We start from the raw sequence: 13,250 nt of genomic DNA on the forward strand, positions 1-13,250 counted from the left end.
TTTATTCACCGAATGATGAACACATGGCTCAATTTAAATTACTGGTTTAATGTGATTATGGATTTTTAGAATGCGTTGAAATTTTGTGCGATTTTTATGGGCAATTTGCCTTGATTGCCTAATAAAAAATCAGTGATCATCTGTTATATCTTGGATTATCTGTTATAATGGCAGTATTTATTTTTCATCATTTGACAAGGGCATTGTTCATGATTAGTACCATCGCAGGACATCGTTTTTTAACGGATTTTCAAGCCAAGAAATTGGCGACACAGCTTAAGGAGAAAGCAGGACTAAAGATTAGTGCGGTAGACAGTCAGCAGGTTTATGTTTTTGATGATATCGTTGATGGCGATGACCATAAAAAGGTCATCAATTTGCTTAATCAGGGCGATGAAGTTGCTCTAAAGACTGCCCAAAAGGGTCAGATGCAAGTGGTGGTATCGCCACGCTTTGGGACGATTAGCCCATGGGCATCAAAGGCAACTGATATTTTCAATAATTGTGGCATTAAGGTTAATCGTCTTGAGCGAGTGGTGGTTTTTACTTTATCAGGTGACAATCTACCTGCTAAATTGCCCGCCACTGCCGAAAATATCCTACATGACCGCATGACCCAAAGTTTGGTGTATGAGCTAGATGATGTTAAGGCTTTGTTTGTTGATGGTGAGCCTGCCCGCCTAGAGTATGTAAACATCATGCAAGATGGTCGCGATGCTTTGGTGCGTGCAAATATTGAATTTGGTTTTGCCTTGTCTGAAGAAGACATTGATTATTTGGTGGATAATTTTACGCAGTTGGGACGCAACCCGACCGATGTAGAACTCATGATGTTTGCTCAGGCGAACTCGGAGCATTGCCGTCATAAGATTTTTAATGCCGAATGGACGATTGATGGTGAGGTGCAACCAAAATCATTATTCAAGATGATTAAAAATACGCACGAGAAAAACGCTGATGGCATTTTGTCTGCCTATAAGGACAATGCAGCGGTGATGTCAGGCTTTGCGACATCTCGTTTTTACCCCAAAAAAAATGCGTCAGGCGAGTCGCAGTATGGCTTTCATGACGAACAAATTGACATCTTAATGAAGGTTGAAACACACAACCACCCAACCGCCATCGCACCATTTTCAGGAGCATCAACAGGGGCGGGCGGTGAGATTCGTGATGAGGGTGCAACAGGTCGTGGCGGTAAGCCCAAGGCAGGGCTGGCGGGTTTTAGTGTATCGCATCTGCACCTGCCGAATATGCCTGAAAAATGGGAGGTCTTAGGTCAAGTTTCTACCAAAGACTACGGTAAACCTGAACGCATGGCAAGTGCTCTTGACATCATGATTGATGGTCCGTTGGGCAGTGCCGCCTTCGCCAATGAGTTTGGTCGTCCGAATTTAAACGGCTATTTTCGTAGCTTTCAATTAGATACTTCTGCCAAGCAGGACGGCAGCCAGATGCGTGGCTATCATAAGCCCATTATGATAGCAGGGGGCTATGGTAATATTAAACGCAACTTAGTGCAAAAAAACGCCATTACTGAGGGCGATTTGCTTATTGTACTTGGCGGACCTGCCATGCAGATCGGTCTGGGTGGTGGTGCAGCCAGTTCTGTAGATAGTGGCAAGCTTGATGAAGGGCTAGATTTTGCATCGGTGCAACGAGATAATGCCGAGATGGAGCGTCGTTGTCAAGAAGTGATTGATGCGTGTTGGGCGATGGCAAAAGATGGCGAGGATAACAACCCTATCATTTCTATCCATGATGTGGGTGCCGGCGGATTATCCAATGCCATGCCAGAATTGGTCGATGATCATGAACTGGGTGCTCACTTAAACTTAAGAAAAGTACCATCGCTTGAACAAGGCATGTCGCCGATGGCAATTTGGTCAAATGAAGCTCAAGAACGCTATGTGCTTGCCATCTCGCCAAAGAGTGAGAAACTTTTTGATGAAATTTGTGCTAGAGAACGCTGTCCTTATGCCATCTTGGGTACAGCAACAGCCGTGCGTGAACTAAAAGTTGATGACAGTCTGTTGCCAGAGCAACCTGTGGATATGCCAATGCAGGTGTTATTGGGTGGTACGCCACGCATGAAACGCAGTTTTAACCGCACGCATAGCGAGCTTTGCCCACTAGATGTATCAGGTGTTGATGTTCGTGAAAGCATCAAAGATGTACTACGCCATCCAACGGTCGCTAGCAAGTCGTTTCTTATTAGTATTGGCGATCGTTCCATCACAGGTATGGTAACCCAAGATCAGTATGTCGGTCGCTATCAGGTGCCTGTGGCAGACTGTGCGGTAACAATGTCAGGACTGCTGGCTGATACAGGCGAAGCGATGGCGATGGGCGAACGCACGCCTGTGGCACTCATTAGCCCAAAAGCATCAGCTCGTCTGGCGGTGGGCGAAGCATTGACCAACATTGCATCAGCACGCATCAATAAAGTGTCAGAGGTTGCGCTATCTGCCAACTGGATGGCAGCGTGTGGCGATGACAAAGAAGATGCAGCCTTGTTTGATGCTGTACACGCCATCGGCGAAGAGCTTTGCCCTGCCTTAGGTATTACCATCCCTGTCGGTAAAGACAGCCTATCCATGAAAGCAGGCTGGAGTGATGATGGCATAGAAAAGAGTGTCAGCTCACCCATGAGTCTTATTATCACAGCTTTCGCCCCTGTTCAAGATGTCGCCAAGACCATGACGCCTGAGCTTGCGAATGCGGACGCTAGCTTGTATCGTTTGGATTTATCAGGCGGAAAACTGCGTTTGGGTGCATCCATCTTTGCCCAGACATTAAGTCAGCTTGGCGATGATTGTCCTGATGTAGAAAATCCGTCCACTCTGGCCAATTTCTTTGCGTTTATCCAAGCGGCGAATGAAGCAGGCGTGATTTGTGCGTATCATGACATCAGTGATGGTGGTATGATTGCAACGGTTGCTGAGATGCAGTTCGCAAGCCGTCTAAAAATTTTATTAGAGCTTGAGGATAATCATCTATTAGGGCAGCTGTTCGCTGAAGAGTTGGGCGTGGTCATTCAAGTGCTACCACAAGATGAAGGGCGACTGATTGAGCTGGCAAAGACGCATCAGGTGGCAGATTTACTCAGTGTGATTGGTCATACTTTTGCAACACCAATCGGTGGGGCAAACCAAGATACGCTTGATATCATCACCTCAACGCTGTCATTGACTTTCACTCGTAGCGAGTTGCAACAAGAATGGAGTAAGGTAAGTCATGCCATCGCTTCCATGCGTGATAATCCTGCTTGTGCTGACCAAGAATTTGCCTTGATTGCTGATGCCAACCATCATGGTTTGATCGCTGATGCGAATTTTGAGTTGGATTTGGCGGTGGAAGCTCCTTATGTGAATAGTCGCACCAGTCAGCCTAAGGTTGCTATTTTGCGTGAGCAAGGTGTGAATGGTCATCTAGAGATGGCAGCAGGCTTTGTGCGTGCAGGCTTTGATGCGGTGGATGTGCACATGAGCGACTTGATGAGCGGACGCATTAACCTAAGGGATTTTGAGGGTTTGGTGGCGTGCGGTGGTTTTAGTTATGGTGATGTGTTGGGTGCAGGCTCTGGTTGGGCGAATTCTGTCTTATTCCATGATGAGCTTCGTATGCAGTTTGCTAGATTTTTCCATCGCCCAGAGACTTTCGCTCTAGGTGTGTGCAATGGCTGTCAGATGATGAGTCAATTAAAAGAGTTGATGGTTGGTGCAGAGCATTTTCCACGCTTTACCCTTAACCAATCAGCACGCTTTGAAGCACGCACGGTCAATGTAAGAGTAGAACGCACCAAGTCTGTCCTACTAAAAGGCATGCAAGGCAGTATCTTGCCGGTAGCAGTGGCACATGGTGAGGGCTATGCACAGATGAACGATAGGTCGATGAATGAGCTTATCCGTCATGGTCAGATTGCACTACGCTATGTGGATTCACAAGGCTGTCCGACTGAGCATTATCCACTTAATCCAAACGGCTCGCCGCAGGGCATTACAGGTGTATGTAGTACTGATGGGCGTGTTACTTTAATGATGCCACACCCAGAGCGTACACTGCGTGCGGTGAATCACTCTTGGAAGCCTGATGAATGGAAGAATGATGGTGCGTGGATGCGTCTGTTCCGTAATGCTCGTGCATTCCTTCGTTAGTCTTTGAGCTATCTTAAAAACGAACATCTTGATATGTTCGTTTTTTTGTTTTATGGTGCTACATGGGGTTGGGTAAGATTTTGCAATCGCAGAGTAAACTTGTTACAATACACGCCGTTTAAAAAGGCAATTGTATTGGAAAGTAGCAACCATATCTTTGAAGATGGATATGTTATGCGTGCCTTTTTTGAGATTTTTGTTTTTGGAGTTGTTATGGAAATTGTATTAAATGGCTATTATACCTTGATTTTAGCCACGCTGGTCTTGCTACTTGGCAAGGTGCTGGTTAAGAATATTAAATTCTTGGAGCATTTTAATATCCCTGAACCTGTGGCAGGTGGCTTGGTGGCGGCAGCTGTTATCTATACGCTACACGCAGTTTTTGGTTATTCTTTTATATTTCAAAAAGAGCTACAGACTGCCTTTATGTTGATGTTTTTTGCATCTATCGGACTGTCAGCTGACTTTAGCCGTTTAAAGGCAGGTGGTGTACCATTGCTTGTGTTGTCTGCTTTGGTATCAGTATTCATTATTGTTCAAAACGCCGTTGGTGTAGGCTCAGCGATGCTACTTGGCATTGATCCAATGTTGGGTCTGGTGGCAGGCTCTATCTCATTGACGGGCGGTCATGGCACGGCAGGTGCATGGGGTGCGACACTTGAGCAAACCTATGGCGTGGCGGCAGCGACCACATTGGGTATTGCGTGTGCGACTTATGGTCTGGTGTCAGGCGGTATTATTGGTGGACCTGTGGCACAACGCCTCATCAATCGATTAGGAATCAAACCTCAGGCTGTGACGGCGAACACCGCTCATGGCAAATCGCTAGATGGCGAGCCAAACATCAATGAGAAGGACTATGCTTCTGAAGAGATGTTTGAAAAAGCAGATAGCACTCGCTTGATTACCGCCATCTCTGCGGTTGAAACTTTGGCATTGTTTGCGGCGTGTTTGGCATTTGCCGATATCATGACAGGCATAGCAAAAGGTACTTGGTTTGAGTTACCGACCTTTGTTTGGGCGTTATTTGGCGGTGTGGTGATTCGCAATGTCTTGACCACTATATTTAATTTTGATATGTTTGACCGTGCCATTGATGTATTTGGTAATGCTGCCTTGTCGCTATTTTTGGCGATGGCACTGTTGTCATTAAAACTTTGGGAGCTTGCTGGTCTGGGCTTGCCAATTTTTATCATTTTGGCGATTCAAACAGTGGTTATGGTACTGTATGCGATTTTTGTTACCTTTAATGTCATGGGTCGTGATTATGATGCAGCGGTACTTGCAGCGGGTCATTGTGGTTTTGGACTTGGGGCAACACCGACGGCCATTGCTAATATGCAAGCAATCACTGACCGCTATTTGCCATCACACAAGGCATTTTTGATTGTGCCGATGGTGGGAGCGTTTTTTGTGGATATTGTAAACGCCATCGTATTGCAGATATTTACTAAACTGCCATTTATGTAATTGATGTATGTGTATCATGTGTCATATTCATATGACATGATTAACCAAAAAACCCTGCATGATGCGGGGTTTTTTGTGCTTGTTTTTTCAATCAAATGTGCTACAATCCTTGCAAAATGACCAATACGCATCCATCAAAATGAAGAATCTATTAAAATACACGCTGTGTGTAACGACTGGGCTAGCAGGAGTTGTTTATGCCCAAAATCCAGAAACGGTGTCCGATGAGATGGGTGCGTTATCTGTGCCAAGAGATGAGATGCGGACGACTTGGCTGGATAAAAAACGCTACGATACCAAAGACTATCTAAACAAGACCGCTGATAAGTTGGACCGATGGTTTGGGCAGACCGACCCAAGTAATCCTGCCTATGCATCATTAAGAGTGATGGCTGATATACATTGGGATGAGTATGATGGCACAGCCATCAAACCCCGTGTTCGTGGCAAATTAAAACTGCCTACCCTAGAGAATCGGCTGAGTGTCGTCTTTGGTGATGATAATTTGGATACCGATACCAAAGGTGGTATGCATAATGATGGGCGTGCAATCACTCGCACCAATCGGCGGTTTGACAGACGCCAAAGCCGACAAGAGAACTCATCGCTTGGGATTAGATGGTCAAAATTCCAAGAAAACAAAAATATTGAGACTGACATTGATTTGGGTGTGCGTTCTGATGATGTTTATCTAAAAATGCGTGCAGGTAAGCGATGGGAGCTATCACAAGGAGTCAATGCCTATTTTGAGCAGATGTACCGCTATGGCTCAAAAAGCGAACACTATGGGCGGACGACTTTGGAATTTAGCCAACCGCAATCAGACAGTCGTACTCTCATTAACCGTACGCATTTGCATTACACCCATCAAGATGTTGAGGATTTAAACTGGGCAAATAGTTTTTATCAGCAACATCATTGGTCAGCCAAGCACGGTCAGCGTGAATTTAGCTACGGCATTTATGCAGGTGGTCATATCGAAAATAAAAAAGTCAGCCTAAATGTCTATGGTCCTTATGCCAGCTATCGTCAGCCTGTATGGCGTAAATGGCTGTTCTTACAAGGTGATGTTAGCTATTATAATAATAAGTCTGAAAATAAAGACCATCGTGTCGGTGTGTTTGGGCGTGTGGAGATGGTATTTTAACTGATTGGATAACCAATGGTGTGTATAATTAAAAAGACAGCTGTTTAGGCTGTCTTTTTAATTATAACTGTCGTATTAAAGTTTATCGTATTAAAACTTGAGAGTTAAATTCCTAAAATGTTGGTGATGATACTATAGTGATCTTCAAACATTTTTTTGCCATCTAGAGCATGAATGGGCAGCCAAAACACGCCTTTGGCATCATCGCCTGCTTTGACGGTGGGTAGGTCATTGCCTGTCAATTCAAAATGAAATACTGTGGTAATCGTGCGACCTCGTAAAGAGCGGTCAGGTGCATCAAAAGTATGGCGAGATTTTAGGGTGTTGTGGTTAATACTTAGTCCAGTTTCTTCAGATAGTTCACGCAACACACAATCAATCAAACGCTCGTTAATGTCCAAAAATCCCCCAGGTAATGCCCATAGCCCATTGCCGTATTCACCTCCACGCTCAACGAGCAAAATGTGTCCTGATTGCACGATTAGGGCATCAGCGGTGGTAAAGATGGGTGGATATGGGGTGTTTTGCCATTGTTTCTTAAATGCTTGAATATGGTGGTATTCATCATATAGCTTAACATAGCTTGTTGTATGCTTAAATGCCTGTAAAAACTGCCAAGAGGCATCAGGCATACGCTTATCAATGATACCATCGGCGAAGTACAGCTTCCTAAGTGGTGTGGCGGATAAATTCTCAAAGCTAGGAAGTTCAATCGCTCCCCAATTTGGAAATAGCGATAAATAATACGAACTGTCATCTTTATTGTGTCCGATGATGCCGATGCGTGCGTTCGCTTCTGTGGTGTGCACGATGGCAGTCTGGATATTTTGTAACCATTTGTGGTCATTGTACAGTGTGTCATCAATGGGTAGGCAGTGGATTCTTTTGCGGTCAGTATCATCGAATGCACTGAGTATCATCTGGGTACGCTCCTCAAAAGTAAAGGGGTTTTTGATGGTGCGTGGACTGTTGGCAGAGCCGATGAGCATGATGACTTGCCGAGCTTTGCTCAATGCTTTTTTAACGACAAATTCATGCCCATGATGAAAGGGTTGAAATCGTCCAATAAAAACCAAATGGTCAAATTCGTCATTCGTGTCAGTCATATATTATACCTATCGTCAGCCATAAAACCACTCAATAATAGCAGAAAAATCCATAAAATGAGAAAAAAGTTTATCAAGCCACCTTGATAAAGTCCTTTTATGTTACCATATAAATGGCAATAAACCGACTGATTTGGTCAAGATTATCATTATTGACAACTTGTCTAAGCTTTTTTAGGTTTCTCAATCAACTCATTTTTATATCAATACAGAGAACAGTCATGAGCGATATTCAAGAAGACACCCAAGATACCCCATTAAGTAGCAATATCATCATCACGCCATCGGCACAAGGTTATCTTGCCGAGCTACTTGCTAAACAAGAAGTTGAAGGCATTGGTGTGCGTATCTTTGTAGAGTATCCTGGTACGCCTCGTGCGGAATGCTGTATGAGTTATTGCCAGCCTGATGAGGTTGATGAATCGGATTTGCAGATTTTGTTTGAGGCATTCATTGCCCATATTGACGCACCAAGCATTCCTTACCTACATGATGCAGTCATTGATTATAATAAAGACCGCTTTGGCGGGCAGTTAACTTTCCGTGCACCAAATTCAAAAGTACCGCAAGTCGGTGCTGATGCCAGTGTTGAGGAGCGCATCAATTATGTCCTACAATCAGAGATTAACCCAAACCTTGCCAGTCATGGCGGTATGGTAGAGTTGGTAGATTTGATTGAAGATGAAGCAGGCTTGACAGCGGTGCTGAAATTCGGTGGTGGCTGCCAAGGCTGTTCAGCGGTGGATGTTACCTTGCGTCAGGGCGTAGAAGTGCAACTAAAGCAATCAATCCCAGAGCTAACCCAAGTGGTGGATGATACCGACCATAGCATCTTGGATAATGCGTATTATAAATAATTTACAATCATTCAAACGCTTTAGAGTGATGAATGGGAGTAAGTACTTACTCCCATTTTTATATTCATCAAAAGCCATCTAAAATCAAAAGTTTGTCATTTTTTTTTGGTGATATTTGTCATCAGCCTAAAATCTGGGCTTTAATGGACTGGTACTCTTGGGTAGATAGGCGAGGACCGAACTGCATGACGATGCGACCTGCAACATGGGTGGCAAGTTGTCCACATTGTTCTAATGAATGACCGTTGGTCAATGCGTATAAGAAAGCTCCTGCATAGTTATCGCCTGCACCATTGGTATCAATGGGGCTATCGATTGATAGTGATGGTACGCTAAGTATGTTGCCAGATTGGGCGATGAGCGTTGGTTTGTTGCCATTGGTAATGACTACCAAATCGGCAAATTTGCCTAAAGCTTGAATGGCTGTCTCTTGGCTGGTTGCACCTGTGTAGAGTATGGCTTCTTCGCTGTTGCAAAAGATGGCATCAACACCGCCTAAAAGCATGCCATCTAACCCATCTTTGGCGAATTTGACCACTGCAGGGTCGGCAAAACTGACGGCCACTTTGACACCTTGCTCTTTTGCTTGCTGGCGTAGGCTTGCGATACCGTCCGTGATGGATGGCGACATGGCAAGATAGCCTTCTAAGTAAAGCCACTTTGCCCCTTGTAGGGCGTTGGGATTGATATTTGTCTTGTTAATCTGACTGCTTGTGCCTAGATGTGTCTGCATGGTGCGTTCGCCATCTGGTGTAACCAGTACCACGCACGAGCCTGTTGTGCCGTTGGTATCGATGGCAACACTGGCATCGGTGGTAACGCCTGATTGCTCAAGGTCGGATAAATAAAAATCGCCCATGTCATCGCCACCCACTCGGCAGTTATAAAATGCACGACCACCTAAAGAGGCAAATGCCACCATGCTGTTGGCGGCCGATCCACCGCCTGCTTGTTTGACAGGGTGGTCGCCTGCTTGAGCGAGTGTGGCAAATAGAGTGTTTTGGGTGTCTGATTCGGCAAGTGTCATATTGCCACGAGTTAAGGTGGTGGCGGTTAGGGTTTCGTTACTGATTTTAAATTCGGTATCCACTAGGGCATTACCTATGGCAACAATATCAAACATGATGTTCCTAAGTTTAGTGTAAAAATGATAAGACAGTCAATAAAATAGGGCAATCACGCCCAATGCACTCATCATCAAGGGGTTGTGTGCATGATAGTTTTTCATCTTTAATCTGAATAAAAGATGAAAAACTTACTCAGTGGCCAACTGTACGACAAGCAAGTCGCTATCAACATCAGGTAAGATGCTATCAGCAGTCGCTCCTGCCAACCATGCCGATAGCCCTGTGCGTTTATGGCGACCGATGACCACAAGGTCAATGGCGTTATTTTTACAGTAATCCACGATGCCTTTGCGTCCTGAGATGGCGGTTTTTATTTTAACATTATGGGCGTGAAGGCTGTTTCTGGCTAGCACTTGGGCAAGGCGGATGCGTGCTTCTTGACAGCGTTTATTATCAATCTCTTCGTGCAGTGCCGATGCCGGTATCAGCTCATAGCCAAAGCCAAACATGGTCTCTTCGACAATGTGCAGTACAGACAGTTGGGCGTTTGGCGATGCGTCCAAAATCCATTTTGCCTTGGTAGCAACCAAGTCTGTATTATCTCTTAAATCCGTTACCAGTAAAACATGTTGATACATTACGACTCTCCTGTGGTTGATGAGCAGATGCTCAAGGTGAATGATTTATCGTTAATGAAAGGATTATCTTATTAGTACAATTTTAGTATAACAAAAAACCTGACCACCGTCAGCTAAATTCTATTAAAAATGAATTTTTGACTACTTGAATGATTTTGCCATACTTATGCGGATAATTACTTAACTAATTCTTTTTTGGTGTTTTAAATTTTGATGATTTATCACTAATATAATTGAGTCAATCATTTCTTATGATTATATATTTTTCATGATTTGTTAGTTTTTTGGTTGTTATTTTCAAGGATTTCATATGACAGCACAGACCCTAATCATCAAGCCTATCAAACAAACCATCGGTGCCATCATTGAGGGCGTGAATCTAAACGAGCTAACCGATGAAGCATTTGCTCAGATTAAGCAGGCTTTGTTGGATCATCAGGTAATTTTCTTTCGCAATCAGGATTTGACAACTGACGCACAAGTCAATCTTGCCAAATCATTTGGTAGTTTACATATTCATCCAGTCTTTCCAACTGTGCCAAATGTGCCTGAAGTCATCGTGCTAGACAGCCATCAGACCGACCTAAAAGACAATGAGCTTTGGCATACTGATGTTACTTTTAGTAAGACGCCACCACTAGGCTGTGTACTAAGAGCGGTCAAAATCCCACCATCAGGTGGTGATACCCTATGGGCAAGTGCAACGGCAGCATTTGAAGCACTAAGCGGTGATATCCAAGAAAAAATCAAAGGCTTGACCGCACTACACGATATTCGCCTGTCATTTCCAAAAGAGCGTTTTGGTGGTGTGAGTGAAGCAGAAAAAGTCCGTTTAGAGGAGATTTATCATAACAACCCACCGGTGGTACATCCTGTGGTGCGTACCCACCCTGACACAGGCAAGCCAATTTTGTTTGTGAGCGAGGGTTTTACCGCTAAGATTAACGATTTGCCAGAAGAAGAGGGTAAGGAGCTGTTAGATTTTTTAACACAGCACGCTGTCAAAGAAGAGTTTCATCTGCGTTGGCAATGGCAAGAAGGCGATGTTGCTATTTGGGATAACCGTTGTACACAGCATAAGGCATTGTTTGATTATGGTGATGCCCATCGTATCATGCACCGTGCTACCATCAATGGCGATGAGCCTTACTATGTGATTAACTAACCATGTTATCAGCTAAAAAATCTGTGATAATGCACTAAGGATAAGCGATGAGTGGTTCTGGTCAATCTCATAAAACATCAAATCAAGGATTTAAAGCCAGTTGGGTCTATGCCATGGCGGTAGGCTCTGCGGTTGGTTGGGGTGCTTTTGTACTGCCTTACGAATGGCTTTTATCATCAGGACTGATTGCGGTTGTTGCAGGCTTTGTGATTGGGACACTGCTTGTTGGTGTGATTGCCATCAACTATGGTTATGCCACTAGGTCTTTGCCTGTAACAGGCGGTGGCATTGCTTTTGCTTTAGCGACTTTTGGGAGAGTGCATGGCTTTATTGCAGGATGGGCACTCATGCTTGGCTATATGGGTATCATCGCCCTGAATGCGTCAGCGGTTACTTTGGTATTAAGACTTGTTATTCCTGATATGATGATGCAAGGTGCGTTATATGAAATTTCAGGTTGGACCGTCTATGCTCCTGAAGTCTTGGTGGCATCACTGTTTTTGGTGGGATTTGCTTACTTGAATATAAAAAATACCGCTATCTCTGGACGGGTGCAGGTCTTGGCGGTCGTGCTGATGCTTTTGGCGGTGGCAACTGTGCTGTTTGGTACTGGTATCCATTATGTTACACATCAAGAACGACTACCGCTACTACCACCTGATGGTGTGGGGTTTTGGTCGGCAGTGGGGGCGATTGTTGCTTTTGCACCGTGGGCGTATGTGGGTTTTGATGGCATTCCACAACTGGCAGGCGAGTTTCGTTTTTCTGCAAACAAAATCATGAGACTGCTTGTTGGCAGTATTGTCAGTGCCAGTTTTTTGTATGTGGCGGTTATCTTGTCGGCGGCATTCGCCTTAGGTGGGCAGATGGCGTCATTTGCTGGTAGTTCATGGGAGATAGGTCATGCCATCTCATCGGTGATGGGTAGGTTTGGTTTGGTGCTGATGGTTTTGTCGGTTAGCATGGGTGTTTTGACGGGTTTGAATGGTTTTTATGTGGCGGCAAGTCGTGTTATCTTGACCTTAAGTCGCAGTCAGATGCTACCTGCATCACTTGGGCGACTTCACTCCATATACGGCACGCCATCTTATGCGTTTTATGTTGTCATGGCAGTCTGCCTGATTAGTCCTTGGTTTGGTCGTGCGGCACTGCTTTGGATTGTGGATATGACCAGCGTTGGTATTGCTGTTACCTTTTTTTATACTTGTGCCTGTGCTTATAAATTGGGTCGTGATGGGGCGGTATTTGGTATGAGCGTTCAACAAAAGAGCAATGCACAAAGGATTATTGGTATCTTAGGCATGGTCATCTCGGTAGGGTTTTTATTATTGTTGCTATTGCCGAACTCAGCTGGTGCTCTTAGCCTGCCATCACGATATATGCTGGTGCTATGGGTGCTACTTGGTATTTTGTTTTATGTTGTTAGGCGGGCTGATTTGTATCGCAAAAGTGATGCTGAGTTAAGACAGGTGCTGTTTGATCAGGTTTATTGATGGAGTAAAATCAATGCAGAGTGTCATTTGATATTTTTTAGATTGGGTTAATTTTTTATGAGAATTTATCAAGATTGGGTAAAAAAAGTATTTGAAGTATTGCATAAATAAAACAAATTATTAATATAATCAAGATAACAAGAAAAAATAATG

At 44.3% G+C, this 13,250-nt stretch carries 9 protein-coding genes; 6 read left to right on the top strand and 3 right to left on the bottom strand.

All coding sequences use genetic code 11. The features are described 5' to 3' along the window. Nucleotides 1-209 precede the first annotated feature (209 nt). The 3 genes from purL to LU276_RS00700 all read left to right on the top strand — a co-directional run bounded on the left by purL (nt 210) and on the right by LU276_RS00700 (nt 6,771). The gene (gene purL / locus LU276_RS00690; protein WP_284673794.1) at nt 210-4,154 is read left to right on the top strand and encodes a phosphoribosylformylglycinamidine synthase; all 3,945 of its coding nucleotides are present in this window, start codon (nt 210-212) and stop codon (nt 4,152-4,154) included. Nucleotides 4,155-4,367: 213 nt separating this feature from the next. Further along, nucleotides 4,368-5,624, top strand: a complete 1,257-nt coding sequence (gltS, locus tag LU276_RS00695; RefSeq protein WP_284673795.1) for a sodium/glutamate symporter — start codon at nt 4,368-4,370, stop codon at nt 5,622-5,624. 139 nt (nt 5,625-5,763) lie between these two features. After that, the gene (locus tag LU276_RS00700) at nt 5,764-6,771 is read left to right on the top strand and encodes a hypothetical protein (RefSeq protein WP_284673796.1); all 1,008 of its coding nucleotides are present in this window, start codon (nt 5,764-5,766) and stop codon (nt 6,769-6,771) included. A 104-nt stretch (nt 6,772-6,875) separates the two neighbouring features. Here LU276_RS00700 and LU276_RS00705 read toward each other — a convergent pair whose 3' ends face one another. Further along, nucleotides 6,876-7,877, bottom strand: coding sequence for a bifunctional nicotinamide-nucleotide adenylyltransferase/Nudix hydroxylase (locus LU276_RS00705; RefSeq protein WP_284673797.1), 1,002 nt, complete (start codon nt 7,875-7,877; stop codon nt 6,876-6,878). Between the two features lie 221 nt (nt 7,878-8,098). Here LU276_RS00705 and nfuA point away from each other — a divergent pair, with 221 nt between their 5' ends. Next, nucleotides 8,099-8,734, top strand: a complete 636-nt coding sequence (gene nfuA / locus LU276_RS00710; protein ID WP_284673798.1) for a Fe-S biogenesis protein NfuA — start codon at nt 8,099-8,101, stop codon at nt 8,732-8,734. Nucleotides 8,735-8,855: 121 nt separating this feature from the next. Here the strand turns inward: nfuA and LU276_RS00715 are convergent, their stop codons facing one another. Together LU276_RS00715 and LU276_RS00720 are read right to left on the bottom strand one after the other, a co-directional pair. Then, entirely contained in the window at nt 8,856-9,857 is a 1,002-nt protein-coding gene (locus LU276_RS00715; protein ID WP_284673799.1) for an adenosine kinase, read from the bottom strand. Nucleotides 9,858-9,989: 132 nt separating this feature from the next. Next, entirely contained in the window at nt 9,990-10,439 is a 450-nt protein-coding gene (locus LU276_RS00720) for a universal stress protein (RefSeq protein WP_284673800.1), read from the bottom strand. A 310-nt stretch (nt 10,440-10,749) separates the two neighbouring features. Here LU276_RS00720 and tauD point away from each other — a divergent pair, with 310 nt between their 5' ends. Together tauD and LU276_RS00730 are read left to right on the top strand one after the other, a co-directional pair. Beyond that, nucleotides 10,750-11,604 carry a taurine dioxygenase gene (tauD, locus tag LU276_RS00725; RefSeq protein ID WP_284673801.1) on the top strand — a complete coding sequence of 285 codons (855 nt, stop codon included), beginning with the start codon at nt 10,750-10,752 and terminating at the stop codon, nt 11,602-11,604. Nucleotides 11,605-11,651: 47 nt separating this feature from the next. Next, nucleotides 11,652-13,097, top strand: a complete 1,446-nt coding sequence (locus LU276_RS00730) for an APC family permease (protein WP_284673802.1) — start codon at nt 11,652-11,654, stop codon at nt 13,095-13,097. Nucleotides 13,098-13,250 lie beyond the last annotated feature (153 nt).

Origin of the sequence: Moraxella haemolytica (assembly GCF_030177935.1) — a bacterium.
Classification (GTDB): domain Bacteria; phylum Pseudomonadota; class Gammaproteobacteria; order Pseudomonadales; family Moraxellaceae; genus Moraxella; species Moraxella haemolytica.